The following is an 18,430-nucleotide window of genomic DNA, read 5'->3' on the forward strand; positions in this document are numbered from 1 at the left end:
CAGGCCGGACTTGATCCGGTATCCAGCCACGGCGCGTCTGCGCCGTGAAACGACTCTTTCGCGATCAAAGACCTGAACGCACTGGACCCCGGACCAAAGTCCGGGATGACGGAGAGCGGATGCTGCCGTTTAACGCCACCAGTCATGTGGCGACTTTGCCATCAAACAAAAAAAGCGCCGTTTCCGGCGCTTTCTTTTTCTCAATGAGATTTCTATCAAATCGACGCGGCCCGCGCCTTCGTTGTTACCGCAAACGCCTTCTGGACGTAGCTGTCACGGTCGTAGACGTCGTCGAAGAACTGCACCTTGCCGGCCTTGTCCGGCCAGGCAGTAAAATAGGCCACGTAGACCGGTATCTTCACCGGCACCTGCACAGCGCGGTTCTTGCCCGCTGCAATCTGCTCGTTGACCTTGTCGACGCTGGTGCCAAGAACAGCGGCCGCCATGCGGCGCGGGTCGACCAGACGGATACAGCCGTGGCTCAGCGCCCGCATGTCGCGGTTGAAGAAGCTCTTGGCAGGCGTATCATGCATGTAAATGGCATGCGCATTCGGGAACAGGATCTTCAGGTCGCCCAGCGCATTGTCGCTGCTTGGCGGCTGACGCACCGAAACGGCATTGGTCGAGCCGAACCAGTTGACGCTGGTGGAAGAAACCGCACGGCCACCCACCTGTACCTCATAACCCAGACGGTCGAGATAGGACGGATCGCGGCGCAGCTTCGGCAGCATCTCGTTGACGATGATCGACTGCGGAACGCCCCAATAAGGGTTGAATTCGACGGTCTGGATTTCGTCCTGGAAGAAGTAGGTCTGGTTGGCCTTGGAGCCGACCACCACCTTCATGCCGAACTGTTCCTGTCCGTCATTGTGGTAATAGGCCATGAAGGCGGGCTGGTTGATCAAGACATAGCGCTGGCCAAGATCGGTCGGTAGCCAGCGGATCTGCTCCATCGCCACCTGCACCTTGGCAATCCGGGCGTCGTTGCTTTCGCCGACCATGGCGCGCACGGTCGCGCGGCCGATGACGCCGTCGGCCTTCAGTCCGTTTTCGCTCTGGAATGCCTTCACCAGATCAACGAGATCAGGCGTATAATCGGGCGTCTGATGGTAGCCGGAAATGATCGCCGCATGTTCCGCCTTGAAGGCAGGCGAAGCGCGATGTTCGATTGCCTTGACGACGCTCGCCATGTCGGCGCTGCTGTTGCCGGGTTTCAGCACCAGATCGGCGGGGACCTTGACCGTGTTGGCCGCATCACCCTCGCTGCGCAACCGGGCCAGTTCGGCCTTCAGCGCCAGATATTCGGCGTTCGAGGGTTCGCGGCTGCGCAGATAGGCTGCGATATCGGGGCTGAGGCCTGCAAGCTTCAGCACGGGCGCAAGGTTCACCGTCTTGCGCTTGAAATCGTGGTAACCGGACAGCCGGTTCGGATCGACACGGCCACGCGTCGTATCCTGCACATAGGCCAGAACCTTGGCGGAAAGCGCAAGCTCGAACTGCATCTGCGCGCGCTGATAGGCGTCGGAGGTCGATGCGGAAGCCACTTCCACCGGCGTGCCGGATGCGTTCGCGCCTGCGCTGATGCTGGCGGTCACGTCCTTTGCGGGTACTGAAATACTGTAATCGGCCGGATCGAGGCCGCTTTCGCCAACTGTCTCCAAAAACGCCATGACGGCGTTCGCGCGGGCAGTCAGCTCGCCTTCCGAAACCCAGAGCGCCTTGCCGCCGGCACCGTAATAGGCTTCCAGAGCCTTGCCGATTTCGGGGGTGGCGCTGAACTTCACATTGGCAAGACCCTCGCCGAAATTGGCGGTGTTCACAGCGCGTGCGGTATCGGCCTTGTAATCGTAATAACGTGGACCGGAAACACGCGGCAGAGGCTCGGGATCGGATGCATCGGCGCTCGGTCCGACCGTCGACGGCGAGGTGACGATACCGGCTGGCGGCATTTCACCACGATCGCGCGCAACCTTGCCAGGCCCGCCACGCAAAAGGTCCATCAGCGTTACCGCGCCGGCGCTGCCGGGAAGAGCGGTGGAAACGGAAAGACCGAGAGCCAGCACCAGCGCTGCCGATGTTTTTCCAGATGTGACTTGCAATTTGATCCTCGTAGCACCCAGCGCCGCCAACGAAGACGGAGCATCCAGTTTCATGCTTGTCTAGCCGATAGACGGCCCGTTGAAAAGAAAACGCCGAAGTCCAGAACGCACCCGAAATGAACCTCATATTACGGCCAAAACCGTAAAAACGTAATTTCCAGAATTGGCGAGAATGGTTAAATTTCTATTTATTTCATTCACTTTGCCGTGGTTGGCCAAGCCGTTCCAAGCCGATGAAACCCCGGTTTTCCGGGCTTTTATCGACGTAGTAAAAATGACACGCCAAGGTCTTTTTCTTAACCGGGCAGGATGAGCGTCAAAATCGCCCTGTCCCAAGGGAAATATCTGCCAGGCATGCCTCGCAACGCTTTCATTGCCAGCGCGATGATTCTATATATCGGCGCGCGCAAGGCGGGCGAAGTGCCGTTTTGGCGGAGGAAAACGAGTAAAAAGGCAAGATTGATGACAGCCACACGGACGGAAACCGATACATTTGGACCCATTGAAGTTCAGGCCGATCGCTATTGGGGCGCGCAGGCGCAGCGCTCGCTCGGCAACTTCAAGATCGGCTGGGAAAAGCAGCCCGCCTCTGTCGTTCGCGCGCTCGGCATCGTCAAGCAGGCAGCGGCCCGTGCGAACATGGCGCTTGCAGGCCTCGACCCCAAGGTAGGCGACGCCATCATCGCAGCCGCACAGGAAGTCATCGACGGCAAGCTGACTGAACATTTTCCGCTGGTCGTCTGGCAGACCGGTTCCGGCACGCAATCCAACATGAATGCCAATGAGGTGATTTCCAACCGCGCAATCGAGATGCTCGGCGGCGAAATGGGCACCAAGAAGCCGGTTCACCCCAACGACCACGTCAATATGAGCCAGTCCTCGAACGACACCTATCCGACGGCGATGCACATCGCCTGCGTGGAAGAGATCGTTCACCACCTGCTGCCGGCCCTCAAGCACCTGCACACGGCGCTGGAAGCCAAGGTCAGGCAGTTCGAAAAGATCATCAAGATCGGCCGCACCCACACGCAGGATGCCACGCCGCTGACGCTCGGCCAGGAGTTTTCCGGTTATGCCGCGCAGGTCGCCTCGGCGATTGCCAATATCGAACTCACCCTGCCCGCACTTTCCAAGCTCGCCCAGGGCGGCACGGCGGTCGGCACGGGCCTGAACGCCCCCGTCGGTTTCGCTGAAAAGGTTGCCGAAGAGATTTCCAAGATCACCGGCCTGCCCTTCGTGACAGCGCCGAACAAGTTCGAAGCGCTTGCCTCGCACGATTCCATGGTGTTCTCGCATGGCGCGATCAATGCCGCAGCAGCAGCACTGTTCAAGATCGCCAACGACATCCGCTTCCTCGGTTCAGGCCCGCGCGCCGGTCTTGGCGAATTGTCTCTGCCGGAAAACGAACCCGGCTCATCAATCATGCCGGGCAAGGTCAACCCGACGCAGTCGGAAGCGCTGACGCAGGTTTGCGCCCACATCTTCGGCAACAATGCAGCGCTCTCCTTCGCAGGCTCGCAGGGGCACTTCGAACTGAACGTCTATAATCCGATGATGGCCTACAACTTCCTGCAGTCGGTCCAGCTTCTGGGCGATGCGGCCGTCTCCTTCACCGACAACTGCGTCGTCGGCATCGAAGCCCGCGAAGACAACATCAGGAAGGGCGTCGAGAACTCGCTGATGCTCGTCACGGCTCTCAACAGCAAGCTCGGCTACGACATCTGCGCCAAGATCGCCAAGACCGCTCACAAGAACGGCACGACACTGCGCGACGAGGCCGTCGGCGGTGGATACCTCACCAACGAGGAATTCGACCAGTATGTACGCCCGGAAAACATGATCGGGCCGAAGTAAGCGGACTGGCTTTTGGTGGAATGCAGAACGGGCCTTCGGGCCCGTTTTTGTTAAAGGAACAGAAGGAAATAATGGTGGCGATCAACTGATCGAGCTGACTATAATAAGCGATCTATCACTTCCTATGTCTTCAATAAAAATCTATGGGTGCCACAATATAAATCTATAAAATTCAAATAATATAAAATTTATAATTCAATATATTTATATAATAATATATAAGGAATTGCATTATGCCCGTAATAGAGCAAAAAAAGTACTTCGAGATTGCGTTTGGTATTGTTTCAACACAAAACCCCCGGGAAATAATTGCAGACCTCAATGAAATATCTTTAAGACTTGAAGAAAGCTTATCTGATAAAAATATTTGGTACAGGGTCATTGATTTATCGGGAACATGGAGTTCGAATGAGGCATTCTATCCTTGGACTGAAATAAATTATAATGCTTGGATCGAACTCGCGCTTCACTCTGAAGTGCTTGATGACCTGCGTGCTTGGTTTGGGACGCTGGAAAAGTTGCTTATCCGCTTCTCTCAAGCAGGACGTGGAATTCCCATGATGGAGACGGACGAAGCGGCTTTTGGCGAGGTCCCCCTAAGTGTACTAGCCATTATGTATTCAGATTTCGTACCTATTTACACACGTTTTCTCGATCTGTGGGAAGCACAAGATAGGAACCAATGCTGTGAAATTGTTACAGAAATAGTACAATCACACGGAGCAATGCCTGAAGTCGAGGATTTATTGGTTAAACTGGTTTCTGAGCATTTCTATGATAGCTGTTTAATACCGTATCTGAGAACAGAATTAGAAAATCTTTATGGCGATTTTCCGCAATCAGCATTATTTCGCAAAATGGTCGAGGCGATGCATACCAAAGAAGCCGAAAATGTTGGGTTTGAGCGATCTATATTCAAATATTGTTCTGAATGGATAGAACTTACGGAAAGCGCAAACGCTATACTGGCCGAACTCGACAGCTGAAATAGCTCTGCTGTCACGAGCATGTCTTGCCAAAGGTTCCAATCGGACGGCTAGCGCGGCTTAAGGGGTTCCATGATCGCGATAATTTATAAAAAGGGCCGCAAAAGCGGCCCGCCCCGTATCATTCAAACCATCAAACCAGCCGGCTCTGCTCCACCGCCGCTTCAACGAAGCTGGCAAACAGCGGATGCGGGTCGAGCGGACGGCTCTTGAGTTCCGGGTGATACTGAACGCCGATGAACCACGGATGGTCAGGATATTCCACCGTTTCCGGCAGCACACCATCAGGAGACATGCCCGAGAAGACCAGGCCGCATTCCTCCAGCCGGTCCTTGTAGTCCACATTCACCTCGTAACGGTGGCGGTGGCGCTCGGAAATATCCGTGGAACCGTAGATTTCGGCGATCTTGGTGTCTTTCTTCAGCGCCGCCTTGTAAGCGCCGAGACGCATGGTGCCGCCGAGATCGCCCTTGGTGGAGCGCTTCTCCAGCTCGTTGCCCTTTACCCATTCGGTCATCAGGCCAACGACGGGTTCAGCCGTCGGACCGAATTCGGTGGACGAGGCATTCTCGATGCCGGCGAGGTGACGGGCCGCTTCCACGACCGCCATCTGCATGCCAAAGCAGATGCCGAAATAGGGCACGTTGCGCTCACGGGCGAACTGCGCCGCCATGATCTTGCCTTCGGAACCGCGCTCGCCGAAACCGCCCGGCACCAGAATGCCGTTGACCTTTTCGAGATAGGGCGTCGGATCTTCCTTTTCGAAGACTTCCGACTCGATCCACTCCAGCTTGACCTTGACGCGGTTGGCAAAACCACCGTGATGCAGCGCCTCGATCAGCGACTTGTAGGCGTCCTTGAGGCCGGTATATTTACCGACGATCGCAATCGTTACCTCGCCTTCCGGCGTGCGGATACGGTTGCAGACCTCTTCCCACTGTTCCAGACGCGGCTTCGGCGCCGGTTCGATACCAAAAGCGGCCAGCACTTCCGAATCGAGACCTTCATTGTGGTAGGCGATCGGAACGTCATAGATGTTGGCAACATCCAGCGCCTGAATGACGGCGGAAGGACGCACGTTGCAGAACAGCGAAAGCTTGCGGCGTTCCGCTTCCGGGATTTCCCGGTCGGCGCGCACCAGCAGAATGTCGGGATGAATGCCAAGCGCCTGCAGTTCCTTCACGGAATGCTGGGTCGGCTTGGTCTTCAATTCGCCGGCTGCCGGAATGTAAGGCATCAGCGTCAGGTGAACATAGATTGCGGTGCCGCGCGGCAGGTCGTTGCCGAGCTGGCGGATCGCCTCCATGAACGGCATCGCCTCGATATCACCGACCGTGCCGCCGATTTCGCAGATGACGAAGTCGTAATCGTCATTGCCTTCGGTCACGAAATCCTTGATCTCATTGGTGACATGCGGAATGACCTGAACGGTCGCGCCGAGATAGTCGCCGCGGCGTTCCTTGTCGATGATGTTCTTGTAAATGCGGCCAGTGGTGATGTTGTCGGTCTTGGTCGCCGAACGCCCCGTAAAGCGTTCATAGTGGCCAAGGTCGAGGTCCGTCTCGGCACCGTCGTCCGTCACAAACACTTCACCGTGCTGTGTCGGGCTCATCGTGCCGGGATCGACGTTCAAATAGGGGTCAAGTTTGCGAAGCCGCACCCGATAACCACGGGATTGCAGCAATGCTCCGAGTGCCGCAGCTGCGATGCCCTTACCGAGAGAGGAGACCACGCCGCCTGTGATGAATACATATCGCGCCATGGGATTCACCGGATACCTTTTTACCTCTGATTCCGCCAGCCCAAATTTCATGCTGTTGCAAATTCGCTGTTGACGAATTGGCAATGGGATGTGGCGAAATGCGAACAAAAGAAAACCGGCAGGCTTTTGGCCTGCCGGAGCGTTAAATCATAACCGGGCTTATTGACCGGTCGGAACTGCGTTCGGATCGGCGGGCTTGGCCGGTGCCGGAGCGGCTTCACCAGCAGTGGCCGGTGCAGGCGTGGTCTGCGCAGGTGCTGCAGCGCCGCTGTTGGTCGGAACGCCATTCTCAGCCGGAGCCGGCGTTGCCGGCGTCTGTGCCGGGCCGAGCGTGTCGAGAATGCCGTTGCCCTGACCCTGCGTGGCCGGAATACGGTTCAGAATATCCGTCGGGCGCGATTCGTACCGGGTCAGAAGACCAAGTCCGAGCGACGTCACGAAGAACAGCGCGGCAAGGATACCCGTCGTGCGGGTCAGCGCATTGGCCGTTCCGCGCGCGGACATGAAGCCCGAACCGCCGCCGATGCCGAGGCCGCCGCCTTCGGAACGCTGGATCAGAACCACGCCGACAAGCGCAAGCACGATCATGAGGTGAATAACAATCAAAACGGTCTGCATGACAATCCATTCCATGCCCCGCGCGGAGCACTACAAAGAAGGTTTCGCGGCTCTTTACATGAGGCGAAGGCTTATTCCAAGCCCCTTTCCCGCCACTGTGGCAGGAAAGCGTGTCTCAAGCCGTCAGTTGCTCGTATGCCGCATAGATGGAAAGGAAGTCGGAGGCTTTCAAGCTCGCGCCGCCGATCAGTGCACCGTCGACATTCTCGACGCCCATCAGTTCCAGCGCATTGGCAGGCTTCACCGAGCCGCCGTAAAGAATCCGCATGGTCTTGCCTTCATCGCCAAAGCGCTTGACCAGCTCGTCGCGCATGAAGGCATGGGCCTCGCGCACATCCTGGGTGGTTGGCGTCAGACCCGTGCCGATCGCCCAGACCGGCTCATAAGCGATGACGGTGTTTTCGGCGGTTGCCTCGTCCGGAAGCGATCCGGCAAGCTGGCGCTTGAGGATATCGAGCGTCTGGCCCGCCTTGCGCTCATCCGCCGTCTCGCCGATGCAGACGATGGCGATAAGATCGGCCTGGTGGGCGGCAACGGCCTTGGCACGGACCAGATGATCCGTCTCGGCATGGTCGGTGCGGCGCTCGGAATGGCCGACGATGACATGGGTGCCGAAGCAATCGGCAATCATCTCGGCGGAAATGTCACCCGTATGTGCGCCGGAAACATTCTGGTGGCAATCCTGTCCGCCAATCATCAGCGGGCTGTCGTCGCAGAGCGCGGTTGCCACATAAAGAAGCGTCGATGGCGGGCAGATCAGCGCATCCACCTTTTCGGAAAGCGCGCCCTTGACGCCCTCTGCCATGGCCTTGATCTGATCGAGCGACGAACGGGTGCCGTTCATCTTCCAGTTTCCGGCTACAAGCGGTCGAACATTCGGCGTCATGCGTATCCCATTCCCTTTGTCTCGGAGAGCCGCTGGCGCGAACACCCCTTACCTCAGCCGCCAGGCGGCCCCTAATCGCGACAGAAACCCTGCCGGAAATCCCGGAATATTTCCTTAAACGCAGCCGATAATAATTGGTACAAAAAAGCAGTCATAAGCTTCAAAACGTCGGTCAATTTGCCGAAATTCGCGTCTGTCGAACCAAAACCGCACCTCATCGGCTCAAAATCCAGTTCAAAACCGCCCGCCAGTCGGTCATGCGCACCGGCGTTCCGTGCGTGCCTGTCTCAAAAAGCGTGAAGCGCGCCGGCTCTCCCGCCTTCAGCAAGGTGCGGAAGATGGTCGCCTGGCTGTCGGCGGAATAGACCTTGTCGGCGCTGCCATGGGTAAACCACACCGGCTTTTTGGCTTTCGCAAAGGCGCTCTTCGGAAAATCGGGATCGACCGCGCCGCCAAGGATCGCCATACCCTTGAGATTGCCGACTGTCGCTTTGTCACGGCTGATGCCGTAGCAGATGAAGCTGCCCATGGAGGCGCAGGCCAACACCACCGGCTTGCCGCCGGATTTGCTAGCCGCATAGGTGATCAGCGCGGAAACGTCGGCAACGCCGTTGGCATCGAAGGACCGTACGCTCGGCACATAATAGGTGCCGCCATTGGCGACAGCCAGATTTTTCAGCCGGTTGAAATTGCCACCGAACGTATAGTCGTTCATGCCAAGCCGCCGGTCGCCGCCGCGCCCGTGAATGAAGATCACGGTGAAGGCCTGCCCGGATGATGGCCCGACGCGGCCCACCTCAAGCGCCCTGCCCTCAAGCGCCACGGATTCCATCGCCTGCGCTGTTTTGGGCGCCATGTCCACATATTGCCGCTTCACCCGCCGTTCCGGTACCTCGTCGCGGCCGTTGATGTCGCGCATCTCCTGATAATCGATCACCTCAGATGCGCCGCCATCGGCCGTGGAAAGCACTGTCTGGCTGGAAAAAAGCTCGTCCTTGAACGGCCGCAGCGGCCCGTCCGCCGCCCCGGCACCGCCCGGCATCGCCGCAACAGTCAGGCAGAAAAGAGTACAAAACGTGAAATGAGCTGTGGACATGACTTGGTTAACCGTTCATTCGTGGCTGCGAGACTTGCCATTGCCAGGGCGGCAGCGCAATCCTCCTGTTGCGAAACCCTGACATAGTCGTGGCACAGGGTGCGCCGCGTTAGGCCACACGCCCTGCACGTTTGGCGCTATACTTGCCCCTATTGGCATACTGATTCGCTTGGCGAAATTCTGACGACACGCTTTTTTGAACCTTGGACATGATGGACGATAGCAACGATCTCTTCTCCGGTCTTCCGGTGGCACCAAACAGCGAAACGGAAAAGAACGAGGACACGGCAAAACCCGTGAAGGCCCCGGTGTCCGCAGCCGCGAACGTGAACGTGCAACCGAAACCAGCAGCCGTTGCGGCCTTCACGACGCCCCCGCCTCCAGCGCCCGTGTCCCCCTCCGGTGACGACTACGGTGCCTCGTCGATCCGCGTGCTCGAAGGGCTGGAACCGGTGCGCATGCGGCCCGGCATGTATATTGGCGGCACCGACGAGAAGGCGCTTCACCACCTCTTTGCCGAAGTCATCGACAACTCCATGGACGAGGCTGTCGCGGGCCACGCCAATTTCATCGAGGTCCATCTCGATACCGAGGGTTTCCTAACCGTCACCGATAACGGACGCGGCATTCCCGTGGAAAACCATCCGCAGGTTCCAGGCAAGTCGACGCTCGAAGTCATCATGACCAAGCTGCATGCCGGCGGCAAGTTCGACGGCAAGGCCTATGAGACCTCCGGCGGCCTGCATGGCGTCGGCGTTTCCGTGGTCAATGCACTGTCCGATCTTCTGGAAGTGGAAGTCGCCCGTAACCGCAAGCTTTACCGCCAGCGCTTTTCGCGCGGCGCGCCCATCGGCGGTCTCGAAGAACTGGGTGACGTGCACAACCGACGCGGCACCCGCGTGCGTTTCCATCCCGATCCGCAGATCTTCGGCGATCACGCAAAATTCGAACCGGCGCGCATCTTCCGCATGGCCCGCTCCAAGGCCTATCTCTTCGGCGGCGTCGAAATCCGCTGGAGCTGCGATCCCGGCATGGTGCCCGCGGGTGGCGAAATCCCAGAAAAGGCGGTGTTCCATTTCCCCGGTGGTCTGAAGGACTATCTGGCGGCCACGCTCGGCAAGGAATTCACCGTCACCCGCGAGATTTTCTCCGGCCGCACCGAAAAGACCGGTGGCCACGGCGCGCTGGAATGGGCTGTGACCTGGTATGGCGGCGACACCCAGATCCATTCCTATTGCAACACCATCCCGACGCCTGAAGGCGGTACGCATGAGGCCGGTTTCCGCATCGCACTCACCAAGGGTCTGAAGAACTATGCGGAGCTGACCCAGAACAAGCGCGCCAGGGAAATCACCACCGATGACGTGATGATCTCGGCAGCGGGCATGCTCTCCGTCTTCATCCGCGAGCCGGAATTCGTCGGTCAGACCAAGGACAAGCTCGCGACCGTCGAGGCCCAGCGCATCGTCGAAAACGCGCTACGCGATCCCTTCGACCATTATCTCACCGGCAATCCGGGCGAAGCGGCGAAGCTGCTGGACTGGGTGATCGAGCGCGCCGAAGAACGCCTGCGCCGCCGCAAGGAAAAGGAAGTCAACCGCAAGACGGCGGTGCGCAAGCTGCGCCTGCCCGGCAAGCTGGCGGACTGCTCGCAGAACACGGCTGAGAATGCCGAGCTTTTCATCGTCGAGGGTGACTCGGCTGGCGGCTCGGCCAAGCAGGCGCGCAACCGCGCCAATCAGGCCATCCTGCCGCTGCGCGGCAAGATCCTCAACGTCGGCAGCGCCAGCCGTGAAAAACTCTCGGCCAACCAGCAGATCGCCGATCTCATCCAGGCGCTGGGCTGCGGCACACGCACCAAGTACCGCGAAGAAGATTTGCGTTACGAACGCATCATCATCATGACGGATGCCGACGTCGATGGTGCTCACATCGCCTCGCTGCTCATCACCTTCTTCTATCAGGAAATGCCGGAACTCATTCGCGGCAACCACCTCTATCTCGCGGTGCCGCCGCTCTACGTCATCCGTCAGGGTGCCAAGAGCGCCTATGCCCGCGACGACGCCCACCGCGCCGAATTGATGGAAACCGTCTTCAAGGGTAAGAAGGTCGAAATCGGCCGCTTCAAAGGCCTTGGCGAAATGATGGCGGCACAGCTGAAGGAAACCACCATGGATCCCGAAAAGCGCACCCTGCTGCGCGTCGAGATCGATGATGTGGATTTCGAAGGCACTCGCGAGGCGGTCGACAATCTGATGGGCACCAAGGCGGATGCCCGCTTCCGCTTCATTCAGGAACGCGCTGCCTTCGCGGATAATCTGGATATCTGAGCAGCCGTCCCGGCCAGCCATGCGCCAACCGGGACGCTTTTTGTCATGCCGCCGCCACATCTTCGCGAACGTCCAGAATGCGGTCGATCAATCCCCATTCCAGTGCCTCTTCCACCGTCATGAAACGGTCGCGATCCATTGCCGCTTCAAACTCGTCATAGCTGCGCTTGCAATGCTCGGCATAAAGCCGCGTCATTCGGTGCTTTGTCTGCCTGATTTCTTCAGCATGGATGAGCATATCCGACGCCTGCCCCTGAAACCCGCCGGACGGCTGGTGAATGAGGATGCTGGCGTTGGGCAATGCCGCCCGCGCCCCCGGTTCGCCCGCCATAAGCAGGAACGAGCCCATGGAACGGGCGGTCCCCATGCACAGAGTATGAACCGGCGCGCGGATGTAGCGCATGGTGTCGTACATTGCGAGACCGCTGGTCACGACACCGCCTGGAGAATTGATGTAGAGATGGATCGGCTTCTTCGGGTTTTCCGCCTCGAGAAACAGCAATTGCGCGCAGACAAGCGCGGAAACGGCGTCGTTGACCTCACCGTTGAGAAAGATGATCCTTTCCCGCAACAGCCGGGAATAGATGTCGAAAGACCTTTCTCCCCTTGCGGATTGTTCAACTACCATAGGGACGAGTTGCATCGCTTCGCGCATCGGCGAACTCCTGTCGTTTGAAAATGTAAGGAAATGTGGTGGATCAGGCGGCGAGCTTGATCGGCGAACCGTTGTGGTTTGCGGCAGCCTTTGTCATCCGACCGGAACCGGTGATGGGCAACTCATGAATGACCCGCAGGCTGGTGCCGCCGCTCGCGTTGGGTGCAATCCTGAAGGTGACGGTGCTTTCCAGAAATGGCGGAACGTCATCCCGCATCCTGTAACAGACCTCCTTCCCCGGGGTGATCCTGATCGCCTCGGGTTCAGCCAAAGCCTCCTTCGGCAACCAGTGTTCACGGAAGGCCGGAATGCTGATCGCACGCCAGACCTTTTGTGGCGGCTCATCGAGATCATATTCAAGCTCGATACCGGGTTTCGGTGCTGCGGGCAGTTCCCTGTTCATTGATCCATATCCTTCAGCAAGAGCTTGAGTGCTTCTACGCGCTGCGGCCAGTAGGCGCGGTATTTGCCAAGCCACGTCGCAATCCGTGTCAGCCCATCCGGATCGACCTCATAATTGACGAAACGGCCCTGCCGCCGTTCGACCACCAGCCCCGCCCCCCGCAGCACGGCAAGATGCTGCGACATAGCCGGCTGGCTGATATCGATGCCTTCGCGCAAGACGGAAGCGTTCTGGGCACCATCCGCGAGCTTTTCGAAAATGGCGCGGCGTGTCGGATCGGCCAGCGCCCGGAAAATATCATTCTCTGTCATGACAATAGATAAGCATACACTTATGTCATTCACAAGTCCCGCCTCCTGAATTCGCTTCGCTAGGCAGACTTTTTCGCTCCCGCACCCTCTTCTGCCGTGAACGCTTTATGTGCTCGCGCGTTTTCACCCGGCCTGATAATCTTCAGGCCGGGAGTGATCAAAACAAGTGACTGCATTTACGGTCTTTATCGCCATGGTGCTGCTGGTCGTCGGACCAAGCCTGTTTGTTGTCATCAGCAAGCAGCGGGAAAAGGCCATTCCCAAACGCCCCTCCAATGCCCTGCCCGTTGCCGAGGATGCGACCGGGCTCGATCGCCACTGGCAGTCGATAAGGAACGGCTGGAACGAGAAAAACGCGCTCTGCCTGCTGCATTCCAATCTGGATGCCTTTGCAGTGCGCATGGCGGCGGCGCGGGCGGCTGGGCGTAGCCTTGATCTGATGTATTACATGTGGAATGCCGACCTGACCGGTCGGCTGATGATGCGCGAGGTTATTGCCGCCGCAGACCGCGGCGTGCGCGTGAGGCTGCTTCTGGACGATCTCGGCGTCTCGATGTCCGACCGCATCTTCCACGCCATCGACAGCCATCCCAATATCGAGCTGCGGCTCTTCAACCCAACCAGGGCGCGGGAAAACATCTTGTATCGAAGCCTGGAACTGGTCCTCCGGTTCCGAAGCGTCAACCGGCGCATGCACAACAAGGCGTGGATTGCCGATGGACGCGCCGTGATTGTTGGCGGCCGTAATATTGGCGATGCCTATTTCGATGCCGCCGAACGGGCCAATTTCCACGATTTCGACATTCTCGGTTTCGGCAGGATCGTTGCGGATGCCACCGAAATCTTCGACGACTACTGGAACAGCGCCGTTTCCGTTCCCGTGCGCTCGCTTCTCGCGCGCAGGCCGAGCAAGCTCGCCAGGTTACGGCGCGAGCTTGCTGCGCTGCCGAAAAGCGAGGCTGCCAAACCCTATCTCGAGCGCGTCGAAAACCAATATGGCAGCGGACATTTCCTGATGTCGGACCGCCTGCACTGGGTCGATGAAGCCGACGTGCTTGCCGACCCGCCGGAAAAAGCAGCGGGAAAACGCCGCAACGGCCACAACTTCCTGATGGAGAGCCTGCTGCCGCTGATGCAGGCAGCAAATGACAGCCTGCACATCACCTCCCCCTATTTCATTCCCGGCAAACAGGGCTTGGACATTTTTGCAAACCTTGCCGAGCGCGGCGTCTCGGTTGCCATCCTCACCAACTCGCTGGCTGCAACAGATGTTGCCGCCGTTCACGCCGGTTACGCACGGTATCGAAAGCCGCTTCTGCTGGGCGGGGTGCGCCTGCATGAATTGCGTGCACAGGCGGACCAGCCAAGCTTTACGCTTCGCGGTTCAGGACAGGCGAGCCTCCACACCAAGGCTTTCTCCCGCGACGGCAAGACCGGCTATATCGGCTCGCTCAATTTCGATCCGCGCTCCGCTTCTCTCAACACGGAAATGGGCGTCGTTTTCACCTCCGCCCCGCTGGTTGCGCGCATGGACGAGATATTCAGCGAAGAGATCCGCCGCTCAATGAGCTTCGAGCTGGATATAGACAACGGCAATCGCATCGTCTGGATGACCGAAGAACACGGCCAGCCGAAGACATACCGGCGTGAACCGGACGCTGCCATCAGCCGCCGGATCGTCGCGGGCATCATGCGTTTCCTGCCGCTCGAGTCTCAGCTTTGACATATCGCGGCCTTGACCACGAGAAGTCCGGTCAGGCCGCCGGTCTCACGCCAGCCTTGGCCAGCTGTATCTGCACCAGCGTGTCGAGGTTCTGGTTGACGCGGCAATAAAATTCCTCGTCGATGAAGGGCCGCAGCATGAAATCGTTGCCGCCCGCCTTCAGGAACCGCGCCGACAAAAGCCGGTTGGTGGAAGAGGAAACGCCGATGATGCGCAACTCGTGCGAGCCGCGCACGGTGCGGATGCGCCGTGTCAGTTCGAAACCGTCAATATCGGGCATGTTGTAGTCGGTCACCACCAGCCCGATATCGGGATTGGCCTTCAGGATTTCGAGCGCCTTCGCACCGCTATCGGCAAGGCTGACGCGGAAATTATAACGCTTGAGGCGGCTGGAAAGCAGCGCCCGCGCCGTTGGGCTGTCATCCACAATCAGCACATGGTGGCGGTGGTTGGTGAGGAACCGACAGATGGATTCCGTCAGCATGTCCACGGCAAAGATATTGTCTTTCAGAATGTAGTCGACCACATTCTTGGCGATCAGCGTTTCGCGGGTCGCCTCATGAAACGTGCTGGTGAAAACGATGGTCGGGATCGAAAGATCGATCAGATATTCCAGCGCCTCACCATTCTCCGCCCCCGGAAGATTGATGTTGGAAATCGCAAGCGTCACGGGTTCGGCCGAGTGTTCGTAGCACGCCTGCAACTCCTCGAAGTTGCGGCACACCTCCACGGAAACGCCCAGCAATTCCTTCAGGCGCATGCTCACCATCTGGGTGAACACATTGGTATCTTCCGCCAGTAAGATGCGGCAATTGGTAAAAGGCACACCCGAATATTGCATGCCCGTAATGCCCAGAAAATTCATTTTGTCCCAGTCCCCCGTCGTCTTTCACGGGAAATTAGCAGGCGTATTTTTCAGAATGATTAATAACACTTTTGCCCGAAAACAGTCGGCATACATGCTTACCCAAAAGAAAACACGGCCCCCGAGGGAGGGCCGTGTTTCGAATGCTTCCAGGAAAATGCCTCAGGCGCGCAGCAGAGCGTTTTCCGTATCGAAGGGGCTTTCTTCCACGACCTCGGCATCATAAAGCGTGCCGAGAATGCGGATTTTCAGCTTCGTGCCAATCGTGGCATATTCCGGTTTCAGCATGGCAAGCGCAATCGATTTGCCGATACGCCAGCCAAAGCCGCCGCTCGTCACACGGCCGGCAAGTGCGCCATCTGCATCGAAGATGGCTTCCGAACCGCGCGCATCGACATCCGTATTGCCCGACACGGTCAGCGTCGAGAATACCGATTTCAAGCCGGCTTCCTTGTAGGCCACCAGCGCATCGCGGCCGATGAAATTTTTCTCCGGACGCAGGAACCGGTCGAGGCCGGATTCATAGGCGTTATATTCGACCGAAAGCTCGCGGCCCATGTTGCGATACGACTTTTCGAGCGACATCGACACCATAGCCCGAATGCCGAATGGCTTGATGCCAAATTCGGCGCCCGCTTCCATCAGCCGGTCGAAGATGTAGTTCTGCATTTCGATAGGATGGTGCAATTCCCAGCCCAATTCACCGACGAAGTTGACGCGCAGCGCATGCGCCGTCGCCACACCCACGGAAATCTGCTTCGCCGTCAGCCACGGGAAATCCTTGTTCTCGAGGCTGGTGCGGGTCAGCTTCTTCAGGAGATCGCGCGATTTCGGACCGGCAAGCACCAGCACGCCGTATTTCTGGGTGATCGGCTGCAGCACGACGGAACCGTCGGTGGGCGCAAGGCGCTGGAGCACGTCATGATCGTGCGCCTCAAGACCACCGGCGGACACCAGATAGAACCGGCCCGGTGCCCATTCATAGACGGTGAACTCCACCTTCACGCCGCCATTCGGCGTCAGAAGGTGCGTCAGCGCAATACGGCCGCGCTTCTTCGGCACGATATTGGCGAGAATGCTGTCAAGCCAGGCGCGCGCGCCGGGACCGGAAACTTCCATCTTGGCGAAGGCCGACATGTCAAGCACGCCGACATTCTGGGTGACGTTCTTCACCTCGTTGCCGACATGTTCGAAATAGTTCGAGCGGCGGAACGACCACTTCTCGACGATACGGCCATCGTCCAGTGGCGGCGCATAGTTGTGGCTCGTGATGACATCAGCACCGACGCCGAGGTCCTCTTCGCGCAGCGCATAACCTTCCGGTGCATACCAGTTGGCACGCTCCCAGCCGTAAACAGAACCGAACACGCCGCCAAGCTTCTTCAGACGGTCGTAAACCGGCGTCGTCTTCAGCGGACGGGCAGCGGAACGTTCTTCATCAGGGTAATGCATGGTGAAGACGTTGGCATAGGCTTCCTCATTCTTGGCAATGAGGTAACCTTCCGTTGCGTGAGGGCCGAAGCGGCGCGGATCCACACCCATCAGATCGAGAGTCGGCTCACCATCGACGATCCATTCGGCAAGCTGCCAGCCAGCACCACCGGCAGCGGTGATGCCGAAGGAGTGGCCTTCATTCAGCCAGAAATTCTTCAGGCCTGGTGCCGGACCGACGATCGGGTTGCCATCAGGCGTATAGGCGATAGCGCCGTTATAAACCTTCTTGATACCGACTTCGCCGAAAGCCGGAACACGCACCATCGCCGTTTCGATATGCGGCATAAGGCGGTCGAGTTCCTCCTGGAACAGCTCATATTCGCTATCGTCAGAGGGACCGTCGACATAACAGACCGGAGCGCCGACTTCGTAAGGGCCGAGGATCAGACCGCCGGCCTCCTCGCGCATGTACCAGGCCGAATCCGATTCACGCAGAACGCCCATTTCCGGCAGACCCTGACGGCGGCGCTCCAGAATGGCCGGATGCGGCTCGGTGACGATATATTGGTGCTCAACCGGGATGACCGGAATATTGATGCCGACCATCTCGCCGGTCTTGCGGGCAAAGGAGCCGGTGCAGGAGATGATATGTTCGGCGATGATCTCGCCCTTATCCGTCGTCACCTTCCAGTGACCGTCTTCCAGCTGTTCGATGGCGGTGACGGTGGTGTTGCGATAGATGGTGGCGCCACGGTCGCGCGCGCCCTTGGCCAGCGCCTGCGTCAGGTCGGCGGGCTGGATATAACCATCATCGGGGTGCTGGATGGCGCCCAGCAGGCCGTCCGTCTCGCAAAGCGGCCAGATTTCCTTCACCTGCTCCGGCGTCAGCATATTGACCCGCACACCGATGGTCTCGGCAATGCCGGCATAATACATATATTCGTCCCAGCGATCCTTGGTGCGGGCGAGACGAATGTTAGAAACCTTGGAGAAACCGACATTCATGCCGGTCTCTTCCTGAAGCTCCTCGTAGAACTTCACCGAATATTTGTGGATCTGGCCGACCGAGTAGCTCATGTTGAACAGCGGCAAAAGACCGGCTGCGTGCCAGGTGGAACCGGAGGTCAGTTCCTTGCGCTCGATAAGGACGCTGTCGCTCCAGCCCTTCTTGGCAAGATGATAAAGCGTCGAAACGCCGACGACGCCGCCACCGATCACCACCGCCCGTGCATGTGTCTTCATTTACAGAACCCCTAAAAAGCGCCGGCATAGCCTGTCGTGCTGCCAAATCGATGGGATGGAATATGAAGCGCCCGGCGGCCGTTCAGCCGCCTGATTGCGACATGGCCATAGGGTGCTGCGACAGGGGAGAAAATGCCGTCGCTGAAGGCGGGATTCAAACCACCGT

General features: G+C 58.4%; 14 protein-coding genes. 4 read left to right on the plus strand and 10 right to left on the minus strand.

The genetic code is table 11. From position 1 onward, the window contains the following. Positions 1-215: 215 nt before the first annotated feature. Positions 216-2,153 (minus strand): L,D-transpeptidase family protein, encoded by a 1,938-nt coding sequence (locus CRO62_RS25515; protein WP_097102692.1) that lies wholly within the window; start codon positions 2,151-2,153, stop codon positions 216-218. A gap of 408 nt (positions 2,154-2,561) precedes the next feature. Between CRO62_RS25515 and fumC the strand changes: the two genes are divergently transcribed. Together fumC and CRO62_RS25525 are read left to right on the plus strand one after the other, a co-directional pair. Continuing rightward, complete coding sequence (fumC, locus tag CRO62_RS25520; protein ID WP_097103313.1) at positions 2,562-3,953, plus strand: class II fumarate hydratase; 1,392 nt, start codon at positions 2,562-2,564, stop codon at positions 3,951-3,953. Positions 3,954-4,186: 233 nt separating this feature from the next. Next, positions 4,187-4,939, plus strand: coding sequence for a hypothetical protein (locus CRO62_RS25525; protein WP_097102694.1), 753 nt, complete (start codon positions 4,187-4,189; stop codon positions 4,937-4,939). Between the two features lie 133 nt (positions 4,940-5,072). On the opposite strand, the gene CRO62_RS25530 is transcribed toward CRO62_RS25525, so the two are convergent. From CRO62_RS25530 to CRO62_RS25545, 4 genes are all read right to left on the minus strand, one after another. Continuing rightward, on the minus strand, positions 5,073-6,710 hold the full coding sequence (locus tag CRO62_RS25530; protein ID WP_026330924.1) for a CTP synthase: 1,638 nt from the start codon (positions 6,708-6,710) through the stop codon (positions 5,073-5,075). A gap of 150 nt (positions 6,711-6,860) precedes the next feature. Continuing rightward, the gene (gene secG, locus CRO62_RS25535; protein ID WP_065687408.1) at positions 6,861-7,319 is read right to left on the minus strand and encodes a preprotein translocase subunit SecG; all 459 of its coding nucleotides are present in this window, start codon (positions 7,317-7,319) and stop codon (positions 6,861-6,863) included. 115 nt (positions 7,320-7,434) lie between these two features. Beyond that, on the minus strand, positions 7,435-8,205 hold the full coding sequence (gene tpiA, locus CRO62_RS25540; RefSeq protein WP_003515430.1) for a triose-phosphate isomerase: 771 nt from the start codon (positions 8,203-8,205) through the stop codon (positions 7,435-7,437). 214 nt (positions 8,206-8,419) lie between these two features. After that, positions 8,420-9,301, minus strand: a complete 882-nt coding sequence (locus tag CRO62_RS25545; protein ID WP_097102696.1) for a dienelactone hydrolase family protein — start codon at positions 9,299-9,301, stop codon at positions 8,420-8,422. Positions 9,302-9,510: 209 nt separating this feature from the next. Here CRO62_RS25545 and parE point away from each other — a divergent pair, with 209 nt between their 5' ends. Continuing rightward, positions 9,511-11,631: a DNA topoisomerase IV subunit B gene (gene parE / locus CRO62_RS25550; RefSeq protein WP_097102699.1), complete on the plus strand. Its 2,121-nt coding sequence runs from the start codon at positions 9,511-9,513 to the stop codon at positions 11,629-11,631. Positions 11,632-11,674: 43 nt separating this feature from the next. Here parE and CRO62_RS25555 read toward each other — a convergent pair whose 3' ends face one another. Genes CRO62_RS25555 through CRO62_RS25565 form a run of 3 tightly spaced genes read right to left on the minus strand, consistent with a single transcriptional unit; the run spans position 11,675 to position 13,000 of the window. Then, positions 11,675-12,286, minus strand: a complete 612-nt coding sequence (locus CRO62_RS25555) for an ATP-dependent Clp protease proteolytic subunit (RefSeq protein ID WP_097102701.1) — start codon at positions 12,284-12,286, stop codon at positions 11,675-11,677. Positions 12,287-12,329: 43 nt separating this feature from the next. Continuing rightward, positions 12,330-12,689 (minus strand): SRPBCC family protein, encoded by a 360-nt coding sequence (locus tag CRO62_RS25560; RefSeq protein WP_097102704.1) that lies wholly within the window; start codon positions 12,687-12,689, stop codon positions 12,330-12,332. Further along, positions 12,686-13,000 carry an ArsR/SmtB family transcription factor gene (locus tag CRO62_RS25565; protein ID WP_097102706.1) on the minus strand — a complete coding sequence of 105 codons (315 nt, stop codon included), beginning with the start codon at positions 12,998-13,000 and terminating at the stop codon, positions 12,686-12,688. The genes CRO62_RS25560 and CRO62_RS25565 overlap by 4 nt, the downstream gene beginning before the upstream one ends. A gap of 166 nt (positions 13,001-13,166) precedes the next feature. Between CRO62_RS25565 and CRO62_RS25570 the strand changes: the two genes are divergently transcribed. Continuing rightward, a complete protein-coding gene (locus tag CRO62_RS25570; protein WP_097102708.1) occupies positions 13,167-14,723 on the plus strand; it encodes a phospholipase D family protein in 1,557 nt (518 codons plus the stop codon). A gap of 31 nt (positions 14,724-14,754) precedes the next feature. Here the strand turns inward: CRO62_RS25570 and CRO62_RS25575 are convergent, their stop codons facing one another. Together CRO62_RS25575 and CRO62_RS25580 are read right to left on the minus strand one after the other, a co-directional pair. Further along, positions 14,755-15,588, minus strand: coding sequence for a response regulator (locus tag CRO62_RS25575; RefSeq protein WP_003515447.1), 834 nt, complete (start codon positions 15,586-15,588; stop codon positions 14,755-14,757). A 162-nt stretch (positions 15,589-15,750) separates the two neighbouring features. Then, a complete protein-coding gene (locus tag CRO62_RS25580) occupies positions 15,751-18,264 on the minus strand; it encodes a GcvT family protein (protein WP_003515448.1) in 2,514 nt (837 codons plus the stop codon). Between the last annotated feature and the right edge of the window lie 166 nt (positions 18,265-18,430).

Source organism: Rhizobium sp. AN6A, from assembly GCF_900215635.1.
Taxonomy (GTDB): domain Bacteria; phylum Pseudomonadota; class Alphaproteobacteria; order Rhizobiales; family Rhizobiaceae; genus Agrobacterium; species Agrobacterium tumefaciens.

Excerpts from the sequence above, each read along its gene's own strand:
- CRO62_RS25555 (WP_097102701.1), bottom strand. The coding sequence starts at position 12,286 with ATGCGCGAAGCGATGCAACTCGTCCCTATGGTAGTTGAACAATCCGCA.
- CRO62_RS25545 (WP_097102696.1), bottom strand. The coding sequence starts at position 9,301 with ATGTCCACAGCTCATTTCACGTTTTGTACTCTTTTCTGCCTGACTGTT.
- parE (WP_097102699.1), top strand. The coding sequence starts at position 9,511 with ATGATGGACGATAGCAACGATCTCTTCTCCGGTCTTCCGGTGGCACCA.
- fumC (WP_097103313.1), top strand. The coding sequence starts at position 2,562 with ATGACAGCCACACGGACGGAAACCGATACATTTGGACCCATTGAAGTT.
- CRO62_RS25525 (WP_097102694.1), top strand. The coding sequence starts at position 4,187 with ATGCCCGTAATAGAGCAAAAAAAGTACTTCGAGATTGCGTTTGGTATT.
- CRO62_RS25565 (WP_097102706.1), bottom strand. The coding sequence starts at position 13,000 with ATGACAGAGAATGATATTTTCCGGGCGCTGGCCGATCCGACACGCCGC.
- CRO62_RS25575 (WP_003515447.1), bottom strand. The coding sequence starts at position 15,588 with ATGAATTTTCTGGGCATTACGGGCATGCAATATTCGGGTGTGCCTTTT.
- secG (WP_065687408.1), bottom strand. The coding sequence starts at position 7,319 with ATGCAGACCGTTTTGATTGTTATTCACCTCATGATCGTGCTTGCGCTT.
- CRO62_RS25580 (WP_003515448.1), bottom strand. The coding sequence starts at position 18,264 with ATGAAGACACATGCACGGGCGGTGGTGATCGGTGGCGGCGTCGTCGGC.
- CRO62_RS25515 (WP_097102692.1), bottom strand. The coding sequence starts at position 2,153 with ATGAAACTGGATGCTCCGTCTTCGTTGGCGGCGCTGGGTGCTACGAGG.
- tpiA (WP_003515430.1), bottom strand. The coding sequence starts at position 8,205 with ATGACGCCGAATGTTCGACCGCTTGTAGCCGGAAACTGGAAGATGAAC.
- CRO62_RS25560 (WP_097102704.1), bottom strand. The coding sequence starts at position 12,689 with ATGAACAGGGAACTGCCCGCAGCACCGAAACCCGGTATCGAGCTTGAA.